General features: G+C 41.2%; 17 protein-coding genes. 5 read left to right on the forward strand and 12 right to left on the reverse strand.

Annotated elements, in window-relative coordinates; genetic code table 11:
• Positions 1-155 precede the first annotated feature (155 nt).
• Positions 156-3935, forward strand: coding sequence for an autotransporter domain-containing protein (locus ACWIT3_RS02540; protein ID WP_457161249.1), 3780 nt, complete (start codon positions 156-158; stop codon positions 3933-3935).
• Positions 3936-3993: 58 nt separating this feature from the next.
• On the opposite strand, the gene ACWIT3_RS02545 is transcribed toward ACWIT3_RS02540, so the two are convergent.
• The 6 genes from ACWIT3_RS02545 to rpsP all read right to left on the reverse strand — a co-directional run bounded on the left by ACWIT3_RS02545 (position 3994) and on the right by rpsP (position 8255).
• Positions 3994-4635, reverse strand: a complete 642-nt coding sequence (locus tag ACWIT3_RS02545) for a nitroreductase family protein (protein ID WP_457161395.1) — start codon at positions 4633-4635, stop codon at positions 3994-3996.
• Between the two features lie 10 nt (positions 4636-4645).
• A complete protein-coding gene (locus tag ACWIT3_RS02550) occupies positions 4646-5929 on the reverse strand; it encodes an amidohydrolase (RefSeq protein WP_457161250.1) in 1284 nt (427 codons plus the stop codon).
• A gap of 326 nt (positions 5930-6255) precedes the next feature.
• Positions 6256-6606, reverse strand: coding sequence for a 50S ribosomal protein L19 (rplS, locus tag ACWIT3_RS02555; protein ID WP_046339747.1), 351 nt, complete (start codon positions 6604-6606; stop codon positions 6256-6258).
• A 36-nt stretch (positions 6607-6642) separates the two neighbouring features.
• Complete coding sequence (trmD, locus tag ACWIT3_RS02560) at positions 6643-7380, reverse strand: tRNA (guanosine(37)-N1)-methyltransferase TrmD (protein WP_457161251.1); 738 nt, start codon at positions 7378-7380, stop codon at positions 6643-6645.
• Between the two features lie 53 nt (positions 7381-7433).
• A complete protein-coding gene (gene rimM, locus ACWIT3_RS02565; RefSeq protein WP_457161252.1) occupies positions 7434-7961 on the reverse strand; it encodes a ribosome maturation factor RimM in 528 nt (175 codons plus the stop codon).
• Positions 7962-8006: 45 nt separating this feature from the next.
• Positions 8007-8255, reverse strand: coding sequence for a 30S ribosomal protein S16 (gene rpsP, locus ACWIT3_RS02570; protein WP_046339750.1), 249 nt, complete (start codon positions 8253-8255; stop codon positions 8007-8009).
• Between the two features lie 265 nt (positions 8256-8520).
• On the opposite strand from rpsP, the gene ACWIT3_RS02575 reads away from it, so the two are divergent.
• On the forward strand, positions 8521-9561 hold the full coding sequence (locus ACWIT3_RS02575; RefSeq protein WP_457161253.1) for a glycosyltransferase family 9 protein: 1041 nt from the start codon (positions 8521-8523) through the stop codon (positions 9559-9561).
• Here the strand turns inward: ACWIT3_RS02575 and yczE are convergent.
• Positions 9511-10179: a membrane protein YczE gene (yczE, locus tag ACWIT3_RS02580; RefSeq protein ID WP_457161254.1), complete on the reverse strand. Its 669-nt coding sequence runs from the start codon at positions 10177-10179 to the stop codon at positions 9511-9513. The two genes, ACWIT3_RS02575 and yczE, sit on opposite strands and share 51 nt — an antisense overlap.
• A 236-nt stretch (positions 10180-10415) precedes the next feature.
• Between yczE and ACWIT3_RS02585 the strand changes: the two genes are divergently transcribed.
• Positions 10416-11663 (forward strand): NupC/NupG family nucleoside CNT transporter, encoded by a 1248-nt coding sequence (locus tag ACWIT3_RS02585; protein WP_457161255.1) that lies wholly within the window; start codon positions 10416-10418, stop codon positions 11661-11663.
• A gap of 244 nt (positions 11664-11907) precedes the next feature.
• The gene (gene deoD / locus ACWIT3_RS02590) at positions 11908-12624 is read left to right on the forward strand and encodes a purine-nucleoside phosphorylase (protein ID WP_457161256.1); all 717 of its coding nucleotides are present in this window, start codon (positions 11908-11910) and stop codon (positions 12622-12624) included.
• Between the two features lie 63 nt (positions 12625-12687).
• On the opposite strand, the gene metJ is transcribed toward deoD, so the two are convergent.
• From metJ to uspA, 5 genes are all read right to left on the reverse strand, one after another.
• The gene (metJ, locus tag ACWIT3_RS02595; protein ID WP_046339754.1) at positions 12688-13005 is read right to left on the reverse strand and encodes a met regulon transcriptional regulator MetJ; all 318 of its coding nucleotides are present in this window, start codon (positions 13003-13005) and stop codon (positions 12688-12690) included.
• A gap of 160 nt (positions 13006-13165) precedes the next feature.
• Positions 13166-14053: a UTP--glucose-1-phosphate uridylyltransferase GalU gene (gene galU, locus ACWIT3_RS02600; protein ID WP_457161257.1), complete on the reverse strand. Its 888-nt coding sequence runs from the start codon at positions 14051-14053 to the stop codon at positions 13166-13168.
• A 256-nt stretch (positions 14054-14309) separates the two neighbouring features.
• Positions 14310-14498, reverse strand: coding sequence for a carbon storage regulator CsrA (gene csrA, locus ACWIT3_RS02605; protein ID WP_049214812.1), 189 nt, complete (start codon positions 14496-14498; stop codon positions 14310-14312).
• Positions 14499-14631: 133 nt separating this feature from the next.
• Positions 14632-17256 (reverse strand): alanine--tRNA ligase, encoded by a 2625-nt coding sequence (gene alaS, locus ACWIT3_RS02610; RefSeq protein WP_457161258.1) that lies wholly within the window; start codon positions 17254-17256, stop codon positions 14632-14634.
• Positions 17257-17494: 238 nt separating this feature from the next.
• Positions 17495-17920 (reverse strand): universal stress protein UspA, encoded by a 426-nt coding sequence (uspA, locus tag ACWIT3_RS02615; protein ID WP_046339758.1) that lies wholly within the window; start codon positions 17918-17920, stop codon positions 17495-17497.
• Positions 17921-18101: 181 nt separating this feature from the next.
• On the opposite strand from uspA, the gene mazG reads away from it, so the two are divergent.
• A complete protein-coding gene (mazG, locus tag ACWIT3_RS02620; RefSeq protein WP_457161259.1) occupies positions 18102-18905 on the forward strand; it encodes a nucleoside triphosphate pyrophosphohydrolase in 804 nt (267 codons plus the stop codon).

An 18905-nucleotide genomic window follows, 5' to 3' on the forward strand; every position in this document is an offset into this window, starting at 1 on the left:
AAAAGCAGCCGCCATATTGGCTGCTTTTCCTTTTTATTGATCATTTTGTGATCTATTTAACAAATCTATAACACTTACCTTGACATTCCTCGCATAAAAAATAGGATCGCTATATAAATTTATATACATAGATATGTTATTAATTGGAGTGAAACATGAATAAAATACAACCTAAACGAACTTATCTTTCGTTGTTAATCTCATCTGTCCTTATCCCTTTAACTGTCAATGCCACCCCTATTTCACCAACACTCCTTGCGAGTGACAGCACCTCAGCTGAAAATCTTTATTTTTCAAGTGCACACGCCATTTCTGGCGATGGTACTGTCATTGGTGGAATCAGTGACGGCTCAACAGATCGCAGCGGTGGGGCAGTAATTTGGCAAAAAGGCAAGGCAACCGACTTAGCGAACTTAAGAAAGTCAGGAAACAAATTTAACCATTCTGCTGTGTGGGCAATTAGTCGCGATGGCTCAACATTTGGTGGTGAAGCTTATTATGAATATCAAGACCGAGGCAGAACAATTAAAGCAAGATACCCTGTCATTTGGCTGAAAGAGAACCCTTCTCCTATCCGCTTAGCCACGACCAGAAAAGACGGATTAGGTACAATTCAAAATCGTCTTGGCGGTTCAACTGAAGTGTCTGGCAAAGTGAGTGCACTCAACGTAAACGGAAACATTGCTATCGGGCAAATCATTCCTGATAAAGATATCTATGATGAAACCGCAAAATTAGCGGTTCTGTGGAAACGAGGAGAAACTGGCTGGCAGGATGGAACAAAACCATTCGTCTTAGCCACACCATTTGAAAAAAATACTTACTATTCACCAAGTTCCCACGCAAATGCCATTAATGATGAGGGAAATGTCATTGCTGGGAGTGCTGATTGGATTAAGTCTGAACGAAAAAAAACCTCCTTTAGTAAAGATCAACGCCCAAGTGTTTGGACAAGCGAGGATTTGACGACCTGGAAAGTCACCCGTTTACCTGTTGAAAAACACGATGACTTTAATGGTGCGGCTCATGCAAGCAGTGCCGATGGTATGACATTAGCGGGATATACTCAAACTACGGAGAATGTCAAACGTAACCAGGCAGTTGTCTGGAAAAATAATGGTCAAGATAAATCCCTCAGCACTAATTGGCATTTTACTTATTTAAAATCACTGACCGCACATTCAGCAGAAGATCATGATGCTGGCAGCAGTTTTGCTTACACATTAAATAAAGATGGTTCGATTGTTGGCGGCATGGCGACCATAGAACAAGATTGTGCCACAACGGAAAAACCCGATGAAAATTGCGTCGGACGTCCTGTAGTCTGGTATGACACGGCGACCAAACCGCTAGAATTAAACACGTTAAAAGCTGATGGTTCTGGCAATGGCGCGGTTTATGCGCTCAATAATGAGGGAACCCTAGCTGTCGGCGTCGCTGATACGGATCAAACAGATGGCTATGCGGTCACACAAAAAGCAGTCATCTGGAAAATCACTTACCCACAAGTTGCTACTCCTGAAGCACCCAAACCCTCTCTGCCAGATACGCCACAAAGTCAACCGACGCCACCTTCCGTATCTCCAAAAGCCCCTGTGACTCATACCGTCAGTTCTGTAGAAAAACCGACGTCAACTCAAGCAGGATATTCTTTTGCGATGGCAATATCGGGTAAAGGAGAAATTATTGGCGGTATTGGTGAAAGCACAACAGAACGAGGTGGTGCGGCAACAATTTGGCGTGATGGTAAGGCAACAGAATTATTGAATTTTGAAGGTCGTGCCACACATGCTGCCGTCTGGGCGATCAGTCAGGATGGACAAACCTATGCGGGTGAAGCTCGGGGGCATTACTTCCGTCCAGTTGATCATAAGAAAGTGATTTCAAAATATCCTGCCATTTGGCAAAACGGCAGTGATAAACCGATTCGTTTAGCAACATTGGGTGTCAAAGGAATGGGAGCAGTGAATAACCAAATTGATAACCCAACACAAGTATCAGGTAAAGTAAACCATCTAAGTGCAGATGGCGCGTTTGCAGTAGGACAGAGCATCGCACCGATCGACTATACCTTTGACCCTCGTGCTAAACAAGCGGTACTTTGGAAACGAGGGGGAAGCGAATGGAAAGAGGGCACTCAAGCCATTCATTTAGAAAACCCATTCAAAAACCAAACTTACTATACGCCTTATGCCGATGCACGTACGATTAGTCATGATGGACAAGTCATTGCTGGAAGTGCCGACTGGATTGGTAAATCATTAGAAAAACGTTCATTAAAAGATCAACGCCCGACTATCTGGACCGATGATGGTTCAATTGATTGGAAAGTCACTCGCTTAAACGTCAAACCAGAGCATAATTTCAACGGTGCAGTTCAAGCAATCAATCATGATGGCTCGATTGCAGTAGGTTACACTCAAGTCTCCAATAACGTTAAACAAAACCAAGCTGTCCTCTGGACACATCAAGGTCAAAATAAAGCGAAGAGTGAGAATTGGACCTTTACTTATTTGAAATCCTTAACGGGTTATGAAGCAGATAAACATGATGCGGGCTCTAGTTTTGCTTACGCCTTAAATAAACGAGGTAACATCATTGCAGGTAGCGCGAATATTGAACAAGGCTGTGCTACACCTGAACACCAAGATGACAATTGTGTCTCTCGTCCAGTCGTCTGGTACGACAGTCATAAAGTCCCTGTTGAGCTGAATACCTTAAAAACAGACGGAACAGGGGAAGGGGCAATTTATGCGTTGAATGATGAAGGTACGACTGCGGTGGGAATTTCTGATACTGATCTTACCGATGATTTTGGGCGAGCTATCAAAAAAGCAACAGTCTGGAAACTGGATTACACAAAAGTGAAACCTCAAGTAAGTGAGCCTATTTCTATCTTGGATACACGACAAACAATCAGTACATTAGGTAATCATACTCTCACCAGCATCTCTGCAAATAGTCGTATGTTAGATGCGCTAACAAGTGGTTTCGATGGGTTTGATACAATGGATTCAAACGCCTATGCTAGTGCAGACTATCGTGATGTAGATTTAAGAAATACCTTTGTCGCACCACAGAATGCCCTACCAACTGAGGCAATTCATCAAACGGATGTAAGCAAATTATATGCTGCAGGACAAGCTGGTCGTGTATTTGTACGAACAAAAGCTGCCGTAGATAATGAGAAAAAACATCGTAGTCTCCTCACTCAACTCAATATCGGTTATGTCGTGAATGACCACTTTGCAATGGGTACCGCACTTTTCCATACGCCTTACAGTAAAACTGTTAATGGCTACAAACGCACTCGTGATAATCTAGGTATTGGATTATACGCACAATGGAAACAAGCGGTTGAAAACGGTCATTGGTATCTCCGTGCCGCTACTGCACTCAATCGCTATGATGCAGAAATTCATCGTCATGCAGAAAAAGGCACTGAGCAAACTAAGGGTGACACCCATGTCGCAAGCAAATCAGTGACCTTAATCGCAGGTGCCAATGCGCATATTTTATCTGGTGGACAAGCAGGTATCTATACAGGATTACGCCATACCAGCATGAAGCAAGATGCTTACCAAGAGTCTGGTGTCACTTTCCCTGTTTCCTATGATCAAGTTAAGTTCCGCGATACTACAGCCGTATTCGGCATCACAGCCTCTATCCCATGGACCAACAAATTATTCTGGGAGCCGAAAGCGGAAGTGGAATATTCACTTTCATTAAACAACCCAACTTACCGAGCAACTGCGGAAGGCATCGGTGAAGTAAAAATAAACGCTGATTTCAAACGAGCCAAAGGTAATCTTAGCAGTACGCTGCGCTATAACTTGAGCCAAACGAGCAGCCTTGATTTTACGCCTTACGTAGGACGCAGTTTATCAGGACACACTTATTGGGGTGGCAGCGCAGGATTCAGCGTACAATTCTAGTCTATAGATCGTAAAATAAAAAAGAGCTGGATAAAAACAGCTCTTTTTTTACCGCACTTTAGGGCTGTTTAAAGCCTAATCCATCATTCCAAGAAACCGTGTAGTCTAGTGGCAAACGACTACTTGGATGATGAGGTTTAGCACCTTTACCAATCGCGATAAACATCACGGGGGCATAACGCTGTGCATCAATATGCAATGCGTCTAACACGGCTTGACGCTCAAATCCACCAATTGCATTCGTATCATAACCTTGACTCTTTGCCACTAACATGAATTGCATTGCTGCCAAGCTTGCATCCATCAACGCCTGCTCACGAATATATTGCTCTGTCACCGCATTTTTTGCCTGCTGAATAAAGGCAAGGTAATGATTTTTTACCTCTTCAGGCATCAATCCTTCCTCAACGCTCTGTGTCAAAATCGTATCCGCCAAATCAAAATAACGTTGATCCGCTAATACTAAGACCATCGCAGCAGACGTTTCACGTTGCACTTCATTAAAACGCACTAACCCTTTCAGCTTTGCTTTTCCCGCTTCACTGTCAACCACAACAAAACGCCAAGGTTGCAAATTGATACTGGAGGGCGCAAGTTGAGCCAAACGTAATAACTCTTCCATTTCCTCACGTGGAATTTTCACCTCAGGATCAAACGCTTTCACACTATGACGCTGCATCAATACTTGCATAAAACGCATTTCTGTTGGTTTAGTCATGACTCTTTTCCCCTAATAAATGAGTTAACAACCCCGTATAAATGTTCACACCAGTGAGTAGCTGACTTTCATCAAAGTCAAATTCTGCTTGATGATGACCAGCTGTACGATCTGCCCCTAAAATAAAGTACAGGGCTTGCCCCCCGAGAGATTGGACTCGTCGTCCTAAAACAGTCGCATCTTCACTGGCATTAAATGGATACAGAGAATGAACGTGCTTAATTTGTGGTTGCTGTAATGCGACTTGCTCCACAAGCTGTACTAGCATATCATCATTCTGCATATCAACGGCTTCCCCCATGATATCCACTGCATACTCAACATCGAAACTCATGGCAACGCCTTTGGCAATCCGATCTACTTGCTCAACCATATAGTCATTAATCTGCTTATTTTCACCCCGCACTTCAAGCTGAATATGAGCCTCACTCGGAATCACATTGCGCCCCTCTCCCGCCTGCAAAACGCCAACATTAATTCGTGTCATCCCCTCACCGTGACGTGCAATACCATGTAATTGCGTGACCGCATGTGCAGCAGCAAGTAACGCATTACGTCCTAAATGGGGTTGGGCGCCAGCATGAGCAGGTTTACCACGATAACGAATGTCCAGTTTAGTCGTAGAAAGAAAGTGTTGTGGATTTGAAATCAGAACGCCTGAATCGGCACAAAAACTAATATGAGAACTGATAAAATAGTTCGCATCGTCAATGACGCCACTGTTTGCTACCGCGACTGCACCACGCACACCCTCCTCAGCGGGCTGAAAAACCAGCTTTACTTTCCCACTGAGCATGGCTTTATGCTGAGCAAGCCATGCTGCGACACCGAGTCCAATTGCAATATGTGCATCATGTCCACACGCATGCATCAATCCTTCATTAAGCGATCTAAAATGAAATTGATTCGGCTTATGTGTAGGTTTATCCGTTTCGGTCACATTCACACAATCAATGTCAAAACGTAATACAACCGTCTGACCAGGTTTGCCCGAATCAAAGACAGCAACGCAACCAGTATAGCCAGACATCTTCGCTAGCCATCCACGATCGGCACCATAATCTATCGCCCGTTGTTGTCCCTTGTTCACTAGCTCTGGCTGCCGACCACGTACAAAGTCAGGATGAATCATCTGAGTACCACATAAAATTTCTAATCCCATACGCGATAAATATTCTGCAATTCGACTTGTCGTCCAGAATTCAGTCCAGCCACTTTCTGGAAAACGATGAAATTCTCTACGCCATTCAACGAGTTGGTTAAAATCGATACACATCGCAGCGCACCTTATTTAGAAAAAGAAAAGAGGGGATGCCTTCATTTTTGATGACAATGATGAAATGAACGATAAAAACGAATGCGGTTCAGCTCGCTACTTCACCCTATTCATCTTTTAGATTGGCTCAATTTATAAGATAACATAAGCGAGTTTATCAAAAGATACAATGTTATTCATGACAAAAATTAATAAAAAACACAAATGTTGACCGCTATTATGTGATAGACAGAGAGAAGTGAGGTGAGGTGAGGAAAGGAAAGGAAAGGAAAAGAAAGAAGTAAGAAAAAAGGCTTGGTTGAAACCAAGCCTTTTTAATGAGCAAATTACGCGCCCAAACGTTCTTTGATACGTGCAGATTTACCTGAACGCTCACGTAAGTAGTAAAGTTTCGCTTTACGTACCGCACCTTTACGTTTAACCGTAATGCTGTCTACAACAGGTGAATGTGTTTGGAACACACGCTCAACACCCACACCATTAGAGATTTTGCGTAAAGTAAATGCAGAATGCAAGCCACGGTTACGAATTGCAATAACCACGCCTTCGAATGCTTGCAAACGACGTTTGCTACCTTCAACTACCCATACTTTAACTTCTAAAGTATCACCAGGGCGGAAGCTTGGTAAATTTTGTTTTAATTGTTCTTGTTCAAGTTGTTTAATGATGTTACTCATAATAATTCACCTTTTAATCCTAGATTGAACTGATATTTAACTGTATTCCGCTTTAATTTGCTTCAACAGTTTACGTTGTTCGTCAGTCAGAGCTAGGCTTTCCAATAGCTCAGGGCGTCTTAACCAAGTTCGTTCAAGTGATTGTTTCAATCGCCATTTACGAATTTCTTCATGGTTACCCGACATCAGCACAGGTGGTACAGATAAACCGTCTAACACTTCAGGACGCGTATAATGTGGGCAATCTAATAATCCATCAGCAAAAGAATCTTCTTCTGCTGAAGCTTGCTTGCCAAGTACTCCCGGGATAAATCGTGCAACAGCATCAATTAATGTCATTGCAGGTAATTCCCCCCCCGTAAGCACATAATCACCGACTGACCATTCTTCATCAACTTCAGTTTCGATCAATCGCTCATCAATACCTTCGTAACGTCCGCAGAGTAAAATCAACTTCTGATTTTCTGCTAACTCTTTTACACCAGCTTGATCGAGTTTTCGTCCTTGCGGCGAAAGATAAATCACTTTCGCCTCTTCCCCTACTGCCGTTTTTGCCGCTTGAATTGCATCGCGTAACGGTTGCACCATCATCAGCATACCAGGACCACCACCATAAGGGCGATCATCCACTGTTTTATGCTTGTCGTGTGTGAAATCACGCGGATTCCAACACTGTACTTGTAAGAGATGTTGTTTTACAGCTCTACCTGTTACCCCAAATTCTGTAATCGCTTGAAACATTTCGGGGAATAGACTAATAATCCCAATATGCATAATTTATCCTAGCATCAAAATGTTACCGCTCAAGCTAACCAGCATACCTGAGGTTAGAAACCAGCGTCCCAATCCACTTCAATAGTCTTTGTGGTGAGATCTACTCTTTTAACTACTTGTTCATACAAAAACGGAATTAACCGTTCTTGTTTTCCAAAAGCATCTTTGCTGTTTGCACGTACAACCAATACATCATTAGATCCCGTTTCCATCATTTCTGTCACGGTCCCCATGGCATAGCCTTCAAGGTTTACTACATGACAGCCGATCAAATCGTGCCAGTAATAATCCCCTTCTTCTAACGCTGGGAAAACAGCAAGATCCACACCGATTTCAATATTCGCCAGTGTTTGCGCTGCTTCTCTGTCGTCTACACCTTTTAATTTAACGATCAAATCGTTATTGTGATAACGCCAGCTCTCTAATTCTGTTGGTTGCCATTGCCCTTTAATTTTTAAAAACCAAGGTTGGTAATCAAAAATGCTTTCGGCATATTCTGTTGATGAATAAATACGCAACCAACCACGAATACCATAAGTCGAGCCTAATTTGCCTACAACTTCAATTCTTTGTTGTTCCATATTCATCACCTATCTCGTTCTACTGTCTAATAAAATTAGAACAAATTATGCTGCTTTTTTCGCTTCTTTCACTAACACAGAAACGCGGTCAGATAATGATGCACCTTTTTCTAACCAAGCATTAACACGATCTAAATCTAAGCGTAAACGCTCAGCGTTACCTGTTGCTAATGGGTTGAAAAAACCTACGCGCTCAATGAAACGACCGTCACGTGGTGAGCGGCTGTCAGCGACAACGATTTGATAGAATGGGCGTTTTTTAGCTCCGCCACGAGATAAACGAATGGTTACCATAACCTTCCTCTAAATGTTTGATTACAAAAAGAAAACCCTCAATTATCGAAGCTATCTTGAGAGTTAAACTTACTTTTTTCTCTGTATATATAGACAAAAAGCCTGTGGATCATACTCTTTTTTTCAGAAAAAGCAAGAAATAAGCGGCTTGTACATTCAAATTCCGCATGATTCTAACAAGGGAAGGCGAGTGGATTTTTCAATTAAATTTTATCAGGAAAAAGGGTAGAATAGCCCTCAATCTACACATACTTTGGAAAACACGATGCAAAAACTGTTAGTCATTCGTAACGATAAATTAGGCGATTTCATGTTGGCGTGGCCCGCTTTTGCCATGCTCAAACGCTCTAATCCCACACTAAAATTGACCGCACTTGTACCAAAATATACGGCGGAGCTAGCACAACATTGCCCTTATCTTGATGATGTGATTATTGATGCCGGTAAACACGCAGAAAAGTCAGCCCAACAAGTGACGTTAGAAGCCATTAAAGCAGCAAAGTTTGATGCGTCAATTAACTTTTTCTCAGATAAATACAATGCGTTGCTAGTGTGGAAAGCGAAAATTCCCTTTCGTTTAGCACCTGCGACCAAGCTGATTCAATTTTTATACAATCATCGGGTTACACAACGCCGCTCCCAATCTTTAAAGCCTGAGTTTGAATATAACTTAGATCTTGCACGTGCTTTTTTACAAAAAAACGGTATGCCGATTGTGGAACCTACCCCACCTTATTTCACGTTTCCAGTAAATGAAATCCAGCATCAGAAGCAGATGCTTGCGCAACAATTGGGTTTAGACCCACACAAAAAATGGCTTTTTGTCCACCCTGGTTCTGGTGGTTCTGCGACCAATTTAACGTTACCACAATACGCTGAATTAATTACTGGTATATTGCAACGATTTGACTGCCATGTTGTGTTAACAGCGGGGCCCAATGAAAGCGAGAAAGCACAACAATTGGCGCAGCTCATTCACGATACACGAGTGGTCATTTATGATAAAAATAACGGATTAGTGGATTTTGCTCGCTCACTTGCCTGTGCCGATTTATTTATTGCAGGATCAACGGGGCCTTTACATCTTAGCGCTGCATTAAATGTCGCAACGATCGGTTTTTACCCAAGTCGGCGATCCGCAACGCCATTGCGTTGGAAACCGATTAACGATCCACAAAAACATCTTGCTTTTTCACCACAAACACAAGACAAAGCACGTCAAATGGACTTAGGGTTAATTGCTATTAAGGATGTTTTAGCGGAGGTGCGACCTTTCATCGCGCGCATTTGGCAAGCGGAAGAATAACATCAAAATAAATTGTACCACCCAGCCAATTGAAACCGCAAAGAGCACTGTGCCGATCCCCACGGTGCCACCAAGAAAAAAACCTAGAGTGCAAACGGCAATTTCCATTGACGTTCGCACCACACCAACTTTTAGGTGAAAACGTTGGCATACTCCTACCATTAAGCCATCGCGAGGTCCCGCACCTTGATGACATGTTAAATAGAACGCCGATCCAATACCAATCAGAGCAATACCGCAAAAAAGATAGGCTAAACGCCCCCCAAGTGCTGTAAATGTTGGCAATAAATCGACCGTTAGCCCGAGAAATAAGGCAATCACCACAACGTTTAATACGGTCCCTAAGCCAAGACGTAATTTTAATGGTATCCACAGCAGCATCACTGCACAACTGACAAAAAAAGAAGCCCAGCCCACACTAAATTCGCCTTGTAATGCAATCCCTTGAGAAAGCACGGTCCAAGGTGCTGACCCCAGATCAGAAAGTAAAATAAGCCCTTCGCCAATACCAAACGTAGCCAAGGAAAACAACAGCACAAGCAGCGTTTTTACTTCAATAGCCCAAAACGATGACGCCATCCAAGGCGTTTTAGGCAAAACATGAAACTTTTTTTGCATACAAAATAAAAATAAAGAGGGTGATTGCATGCTATCATATAACATAAAAGCGTGACGGCACTAATACTATTCCAACATATCTTATAGCCACTTAAATTGAGAGGCATATCACACTTTGATGAAAATTTAAGTTGATTTGACTATTTATAAATCAATAAAACAAGCTTTTTTCCTCAAAACGCAGTAAAATTGCCAACCATTCTTTTTATTCTAACTTAGTAAAGGACTTTACAACTATGGGTACATTAATCAGTATTCTCGGTATTGTTGTATTATTAGCCATTGCATTCTTGCTTTCTAATAATCGCAAAGCCATTAATTTCCGCACTGTGTTTGGTGCACTTTCTATCCAATTTATTATTGGCGCATTAATTCTTTATGTTCCTGTCGGCCGTGACGCATTAAACTGGCTGGCTCGTGGCGTTCAAAAAGTTATTGACTATGGTAACGAAGGGATTAACTTTGTGTTTGGTGGCTTAGCAGATCCATCAAAATTCGGTTTTATTTTCGCCGTCAAAGTCTTACCAACAATTGTATTCTTCTCAGCCTTAATCTCTCTACTTTACTACATCGGTGTGATGCAATGGATCATCAAAATCATCGGTGGAGGCTTACAAAAATTACTCGGCACATCAAAAGCAGAATCGATGTCCGCGGCAGCGAATATTTTCGTTGGTCAAACTGAAGCACCGTTAATTGTTAAACCTTATATCAGTAAAATGACCGAATCTGAGCTATTTGCCATTATGTGTGGTGGTTTAGCGTCTATCGCGGGTTCAGTAATGGCAGCTTATGCAGGATTAGGTGTACCTTTACCTTACTTAATTGCGGCGTCGTTTATGGCTGCACCAGCAGGTTTACTCTTTGCAAAAATTCTTTATCCTCAAACAGAAAAATTTACTGATGATTTAGAACAAATCACTGAAGAAAAACCTGCAAATATTTTAGATGCAGCAGCAGGCGGTGCATTATCAGGTATGCAATTAGCACTTAATGTTGGTGCAATGTTAATCGCATTCGTTGCATTAATCGCATTATTAAATGGTATTTTAAGTGGTATTGGTGGCTTATTTGATATGCCAGAATTATCACTTGGGTTAATTCTTGGTTGGATCTTCAAACCATTAGCTTGGGTTGTTGGAGTTGAATGGAGCGAAGCTGAAATTGCTGGTCGTATGATCGGTACAAAACTCGCGATCAATGAATTTGTCGCATACTTAGATTTCGCGGCTTACTTAGGCGGTGAAGCACCAGCAGTATTAAGTGAAAAAACCAAAGCAATTATCACATTCGCATTATGTGGTTTCGCTAACTTCAGCTCTATCGCGATCTTAATCGGTGGATTAGGTGGGATGGCACCAAATCGCCGTGGTGATATTGCACGCTTAGGTATCAAAGCAGTTATCGCAGGTTCATTAGCCAACTTAATGAGTGCAACAATCGCAGGTTTATTCATCGGGTTAGGTGGTGTCGCATTAAGCTAAAAAGTGCGGTATCATTTAGCAGAATTTTTTAATCAACACCACGACATTGTTCGTGGTGTTGTCATCTTGGGGAAACGGAAACGTTTGCATACGTGATCGAACTCAACAACACGAAGACTATATAACACAGTCTTCGTCAGAGAATAGGAAAGCGAACAAGTTGCAAACTACAGCAAAATCGCTTGCGTTTCCCCCCGATAAGCAACGACATTGCTATCGTCAACTTAACTAAGAGGAAAATTATATGACTCCACATATTAACGCGCCAGCAGGTGCATTTGCAGATGTTGTTCTCATGCCAGGCGATCCACTACGTGCAAAATATATTGCTGAAACTTTCTTAGAAGATGTCAAAGAAGTCACTAACGTACGTAATATGTTAGGTTACACGGGTACTTATAAAGGTCGTAAAATTTCGGTGATGGGGCATGGGATGGGGATTCCATCTTGCTCAATTTATACAAAAGAACTGATTACAGAGTATGGTGTGAAAAAAATCATTCGTGTCGGTTCTTGTGGTGCAGTCCGTATGGATGTCAAACTACGTGATGTCGTTATCGGTGTAGGTGCATGTACAGATTCCAAAGTCAACCGCATTCGTTTTAAAGATCATGACTTTGCAGCGATCGCAGACTTTGATATGACATTGGCGGCAGTACAAGCAGCGAAAGCAAAAGGTGTGAATGTACGTGTGGGTAACTTATTCTCAGCGGACTTATTCTACAGCCCAGATGGCGAGATGTTTGATGTGATGGAAAAATATGGCATTTTAGGTGTTGAAATGGAAGCCGCAGGCATCTATGGTGTTGCCGCTGAATTCGGTGCAAAAGCACTGACGATCTGCACTGTATCTGACCATATTCGTACTCACGAACAAACTACAGCAGAAGAACGTCAATTAACGTTCAATGATATGATTGAAATTGCACTAGAATCCGTTTTGATTGGCGATCAAGCCTAATTGATAACAAAAAGTGCGGTCAAAATAACAAGATTCTGACCGCACTTCATTCACATTAGTGATTTAGTATTCCCAGTCTTCTGGATTGATTCCCAATTCACGCATTCTTTTCTTCGCTTCCTCAGGAATTTCATCATGACGCTCTTTTAACAGATCTTCATCTGTTGGTAACGGTTGTCCAGTAAAAGCATGCAAAAAGGCCTCACACAGCAATTCACTGTTGGTCGCATGGCGCAAATTGCGAATTTGTCGGCGCGTACGCTCATTAGTCAAGATTTCCAATACTTTAATCGGAATTGATACGGTTATTTTTTTGACTTGCTCGCTTTTCTTACCATGTTCTGCGTAAGGGCTAATATATTTGCCATCCCAATTTGCCATGTTATTGTCCTATTGTGCATATGCTTAATAATGATATGGTATTTTAATGAAAAACGAGAAAAATGACAATCTAGACGTTAAGATAGCTAGATATCTGTCACATTTTATTGGAAAAAGAAAAGGCATCACAAGGATGCCTCTTATAAGAAAAAGAAAGATGTTACAGAGAATGAAGTAACTGTTTTAAATACGCTTTGAATGGTTGACCTAATTGCTCATGCTGTAGACCATATTCTACAAACGCTTGCATATAGCCAATTTTATCGCCACAATCAAATGTCTTACCAGTCATATGAAACGCCTCTACCGTTTCTTTCTCAATTAACATATCAATCGCATCGGTTAATTGAATCTCATCTCCCACACCAATAGGGGTTTTTTCAAGCAAATCCCAAATTGTTGAAGAAAACACATAGCGTCCCACAACAGCTAAATTGGAAGGCGCTTTTTCAATACTTGGTTTTTCAACAATACTATTGATTTTTGCACTTTCACCACCTTTTAGGTCTGCACCCGCACAATCCACAATACCATAACTGCTCACATCTTTTAGCGCAACAGGAGCAACCATAATTTGACTCACTTGCGTTTGTTCAAAACGTTTGACCATTGCAGCTAAATTCTCACGTGTTTGATCTGCTGAAAAATCAGCTAATAAGACATCAGGCAAAATAACGGCAAAAGGCTCATTCCCCACTAATGGACGACCACACAATACGGCATGCCCTAAACCTTTTGCATTACCTTGGCGAACGTGCATAATGGTCACATCTTTCGGGCAAATCGACCGCACTTCATCCAACAACTGACGTTTAACACGCTTCTCAAGCATGGTTTCTAATTCAAATGATGTATCAAAATGGTTTTCAATGGCATTTTTTGAAGAATGGGTGACCAACACAATTTCTTTCATGCCTGCCGCCACACATTCATTGACAACATATTGAATTAGAGGCTTATCCACCAATGTGAGCATTTCTTTTGGAATCGCTTTTGTTGCAGGTAACATACGTGTACCTAGACCTGCTACGGGGATAATTGCTTTCATTCTTTTTCCTTGTTATTTAGTAAGTATTCGCAGTTTTTAAACACTGTACACATTACTATTTTTCATCGGCTTTGAGTTATCTAAATTCGTATAAAACAACAAATGCTCAATTATAATCACTTAAAACAGATGCCCCACCAACAATGATTCTCTTAGGCTTCTAAAGTTATTAAAACTACCACCTATATACGATATCATCTACATTTAACTCAACCTAAAACAACTTTAAAGCATATTGAAATCTTTCAATATTCTTTTACTCGGGTTGTTGAGGCTCATCTAATGCCTGTTTAATGCGTTGGTAAATTTCCTCCCTATGAACAGAGACGTCTTTAGGGGCTTTGATTCCAATTTTTACTTGATTTCCGCGTATATTGAGAATCGTGATAGAAATATCATCGCCGATGAGTAAGCTTTCGCCAACTTTACGGGTTAAGATTAGCATATGAACTCCTCACCTTTTTATAGTTTATGCAAAATTCCTATTTGCTTACAACATCCCTATCTTAAATTTGAAAATCACTCATCTCACGCTCTTGCCTAAATTGACAACAGCGTGATTAAGTGAAAGTGTCATACTACAAGTTTGTTTTTAACCACTCTGAACCAGCAGATAACGCTAAGTCCACATTTTCAACTTGTGTACCACCAGCCATCGCCATATCTGGTCGACCACCACCTTTACCACCAACTTGCTGTGCTAATAGGTTAACAAGCTCACCAGCTTTCACTTTGCTTGTTAAATCCGCTGTGACACCAGCAATTAAATTCACTTTGCCATCCACAACAGAGGCAAAAACAATTACTGCTGAACCAAGTTGATTCTTGAGATCATCTACCATGACACGTAGCGATTTTGCATCAACGCCGTCAAGTTTCTGAATAATGACAGCCACATCATTAATTTTAATTGCATTTTTAGCAAAATCAGAACCCGCTTGCATAGCTGTTTTTTCTTTCAACACTTGTAGCTCTTTTTCTGATTTTTTCGATTTATCTTGCAGCTGTTGAATTTTCTCGACAATCGAACTCACATCTGATTTCAATAAATCTGCACTTTGTGTTAGCAATACTTGCTGTTGATGCAACCAAGAAATTGCATTCTCTCCTGTGATCGCTTCAATACGGCGCACACCTGCAGCTACAGCAGTTTCTGTTGTGATTTTGAATAATCCAATATCACCAGTACGTTTCGCATGAATCCCACCACATAATTCAATCGAGAAATCGCCCATTGTTAATACACGGACGTGATCTGCATATTTCTCGCCAAACAATGCCATTGCGCCTTTTGCTTTCGCGGCATCTAATTCCATCAAATCCGTTTGAATCGAGTGATTTGCACGAATTTGTTGATTCACAAGGCGTTCAATTTCGAATAATTGCTCCTTGCTAATCGCTTCTGGATGCGCAAAGTCAAATCGCAATGCCACATCAGAAACAAGTGAACCTTTTTGTACTACATGCGTCCCTAATACTTGGCGCAATGCTGCATGTAATAAGTGTGTCGCCGAATGGTTAAGTGATGTTTGGTGACGACGCGCACTGTCCACTACCGCATTTACCGCTTGCCCAACGGTTAAACTACCGCTGACTAACTCACCAATATGACCAAATACTTGTCCATATTTTTGGGTATCTTTGACATCAAATGAAAAACCTTGCCCTTCTAAACGACCACTGTCACCAATTTGACCGCCTGATTCAGCGTAAAATGGCGTATTTTCTAATACAACAACGGCGCTTTGTCCTGCCTCAATACGTTCTACTGACTTGCCTTCTGAGAAAAGCGCGGTCACTTTTGCAAGTGATTCAGATTCAGTATATCCCTCAAAGGTTGTCGTCCCGTCTACACGGATTACCGTGTTGTAATCCATGCCAAACTGGCTAGCAGACTGAGCACGTAAACGCTGTGCTTCCATTTCACGCTCAAAGCCCGCTTCATCAATCGCAATATGACGTTCACGACATACATCTGCGGTTAAATCGAGCGGAAAGCCATAAGTGTCGTATAGTTTGAATGCAACTTCACCAGATAGTGTGTTATTTTCTACGTTAGCGAGTGCTTCATCTAATAACGCCAAGCCACGCTCTAAGGTACGCGCAAATTGCTCTTCTTCTAAACGCAATAATTTTTCAACTGTCGCCTGTTTTTCTTTCACTTCAGTACCAGCTTCTGCCATCACTTCAATGAGCGTTGGTACTAATTTATAGAAGAAGGCTTCTTTCGCGCCGAGTAAGTTACCATGACGCACCGCACGACGAATAATGCGGCGTAATACATAACCACGGCCTTCATTTGATGGAATCACACCGTCAGCAATTAAGTAAGCGCAAGAGCGAATATGATCGGCAATGACACGGAGTGACTTATTGTTAAGATCTTTTTCACCTGTTAATTCCGATACTTTTGCGATAAGTTTTTGAAAAATATCGATTTCATAGTTTGAATTAACATGCTGTAATACCGCGCTAATACGCTCAAGCCCCATACCTGTATCAACAGAAGGTTTTGGTAACGCTTCCATTGTACCATCAATATGACGATTAAACTGCATGAAAACGATATTCCAGATCTCAATATAGCGGTCACCGTCCTCTTCTGGTGAACCTGGAGGTCCTCCCCAAATGTGATCCCCATGATCATAGAAGATCTCAGTACAAGGACCACAAGGTCCCGTATCGCCCATTGCCCAGAAGTTGTCGGACGCATAAGGTGCCCCTTTATTATCACCAATGCGAACAATGCGTTCTGCGGGTACGCCCACTTCCTGATTCCAGATGTCGTAAGCCTCATCGTCAGTTTCGTAAACGGTTACCCATAATTTTTCTTTAGGCAAACCTAACCAACGAGGTGACGTCAAGAACTCCCAACCAAAATGGATCGCATCTTTCTTGAAATAATCACCAAAACTAAAATTACCGAGCATTTCAAAAAACGTATGGTGGCGCGCGGTATAACCAACATTTTCTAAATCATTGTGTTTACCGCCTGCACGCACACAACGTTGTGCAGTCGTGGCACGAGAATAAGGACGTTTATCCATACCTAAAAAAACGTCTTTAAATTGGTTCATTCCCGCATTTGTAAATAATAAAGTCGGATCATTTTCTGGCACAAGTGAGCTACTTGCTACAATTTGATGTCCTTTAGTATGGAAAAAATCGAGAAAAGATTGTCTGATTTCTGCTGTTGTTTTCATTTATATATAAGCCTTGCTTTTCATATTATTTTAAATAACGAATAACAATACGATTAAAAGTTAGTCTACTTATTTTTGCATATTTTTGGCATTTATAAAAAGGCTTTTTCTATTAAAAATAAAGATTTTTTTGCCTCTTCAAGCCTACAAAAAAACCAACCGCACTTCAATGACTTAATCAAAGTGCGGTTAAAATTTTACAAACTTTTTACAAAAGTTAACTTGTCAATAAAACGACTTATTCATCACGTAATGGTACAACTAACATATCTACAGAAATGTTATTCATCACCTGACGGGTCGAAGACATTAGTTTACTCCAAAAGTCTTGGTGATGACCAGTCACAAGTAAATCAATATCGTATTTTTCAATTGCATCAGCTAATACTTGACCTAAATCACCACTTCCACTTAATTTTTCAGTGACAGGATAGCTGGCGTTATCCGCTAATTGCATCAAGGTTTGTTGCGTTTCTGTCGAGATACGATCTTGCATGGATGCCATATTCACATCAATCAATCCTGTGTACAGATCAGAAAAGTTTACATCAACGTGAATAATAGATAGTTTAGCGTCATTTCGTCTTGCGACGCCAGCGGCTTTTTCTAATAAAAATGCACTTTCATCAGAAAGATCTACTGCTACTAATACGTGTTTATACATAATAAACTCCTTATCTGATCTAGGGGGGTAACGATTCAAATGTATCATACCACTCACGCCTAAAAAAAAGTATGCCCTAGATCACGTTTTAAAAAAGTTTTCTTATGAGCGCCAATTTTCATCGTCTAACGTAGAATTATGCTATGATAAATCTCAAGATTTTTGATAAAGGCCTCACGACATGACAAACCAAATTCAACACTTCGTTCAGCTTATCGCAAAATTACGTGATCCAAATGGAGGGTGTCCTTGGGACCTCAAACAAACCTATCAAAGCATGATCCCTTGTCTAACTGAAGAAACCTATGAAGTGATCGAAGCGATACAACAAGGTAATATGCAGGATCTTAAGGAAGAATTAGGTGACCTGCTATTACAAGTTATTTTCTTTAGTCAATTGGCAACCGAAGACAAACATTTCACATTTGACGACGTCGTTAACGCCATCTCTGAAAAGATCATTCGTCGTCATCCTCATGTATTTGGTGAAAAAAGTGCAGAAAATGAGCAAGAGGCACTACAAAATTGGAATGATGTCAAAGCGCAAGAAAACAAAGAAAAAGGGTATACTTCCATTTTAGATAATATTCCCCATGCCTTTCCTGCCCTAATTCGCGCAGAAAAATTGCAAAAGCGCTGTGCTAAAGTGGGTTTCGATTGGAGTGAGACTCGCCAAGTGATTGAAAAAGTCAAAGAGGAGCTAGACGAAGTTCAACAAGAACTTGAAAGAAATGAACAGCAACAAGATAAAATTCAAGAAGAGATCGGTGATTTATTATTTGCAGTCGTCAACCTCAGCCGTCACCTTGGCTGCCAGCCCGAAGAAAGTTTACGCCAAGCAAATCACAAATTTGAACAACGTTTTCGTGCGGTTGAAGAAAAATTACAACAAGCCAATAAGGGATTTGAACAAAGTTCACTCATCGAAATGGACTTACTTTGGGATGAAGTAAAACAGGAAGAAAAACGTCACTCAAACAGTTAA

Source organism: Pasteurella sp. P03HT (genome assembly GCF_054052285.1).

Bases quoted from the DNA above. Each gene is read 5' to 3' on its own strand.
- ACWIT3_RS02585 (WP_457161255.1), top strand. From the start codon at position 10,416: ATGGGTACATTAATCAGTATTCTCGGTATTGTTGTATTATTAGCCATT.
- trmD (WP_457161251.1), bottom strand. From the start codon at position 7,380: ATGCATATTGGGATTATTAGTCTATTCCCCGAAATGTTTCAAGCGATT.
- alaS (WP_457161258.1), bottom strand. From the start codon at position 17,256: ATGAAAACAACAGCAGAAATCAGACAATCTTTTCTCGATTTTTTCCAT.
- galU (WP_457161257.1), bottom strand. From the start codon at position 14,053: ATGAAAGCAATTATCCCCGTAGCAGGTCTAGGTACACGTATGTTACCT.
- metJ (WP_046339754.1), bottom strand. From the start codon at position 13,005: ATGGCAAATTGGGATGGCAAATATATTAGCCCTTACGCAGAACATGGT.
- uspA (WP_046339758.1), bottom strand. From the start codon at position 17,920: ATGTATAAACACGTATTAGTAGCAGTAGATCTTTCTGATGAAAGTGCA.
- ACWIT3_RS02575 (WP_457161253.1), top strand. From the start codon at position 8,521: ATGCAAAAACTGTTAGTCATTCGTAACGATAAATTAGGCGATTTCATG.
- csrA (WP_049214812.1), bottom strand. From the start codon at position 14,498: ATGCTAATCTTAACCCGTAAAGTTGGCGAAAGCTTACTCATCGGCGAT.
- ACWIT3_RS02545 (WP_457161395.1), bottom strand. From the start codon at position 4,635: ATGCGTTTTATGCAAGTATTGATGCAGCGTCATAGTGTGAAAGCGTTT.
- rpsP (WP_046339750.1), bottom strand. From the start codon at position 8,255: ATGGTAACCATTCGTTTATCTCGTGGCGGAGCTAAAAAACGCCCATTC.
- yczE (WP_457161254.1), bottom strand. From the start codon at position 10,179: ATGCAAAAAAAGTTTCATGTTTTGCCTAAAACGCCTTGGATGGCGTCA.
- ACWIT3_RS02540 (WP_457161249.1), top strand. From the start codon at position 156: ATGAATAAAATACAACCTAAACGAACTTATCTTTCGTTGTTAATCTCA.
- rimM (WP_457161252.1), bottom strand. From the start codon at position 7,961: ATGGAACAACAAAGAATTGAAGTTGTAGGCAAATTAGGCTCGACTTAT.
- ACWIT3_RS02550 (WP_457161250.1), bottom strand. From the start codon at position 5,929: ATGTGTATCGATTTTAACCAACTCGTTGAATGGCGTAGAGAATTTCAT.
- mazG (WP_457161259.1), top strand. From the start codon at position 18,102: ATGACAAACCAAATTCAACACTTCGTTCAGCTTATCGCAAAATTACGT.
- deoD (WP_457161256.1), top strand. From the start codon at position 11,908: ATGACTCCACATATTAACGCGCCAGCAGGTGCATTTGCAGATGTTGTT.
- rplS (WP_046339747.1), bottom strand. From the start codon at position 6,606: ATGAGTAACATCATTAAACAACTTGAACAAGAACAATTAAAACAAAAT.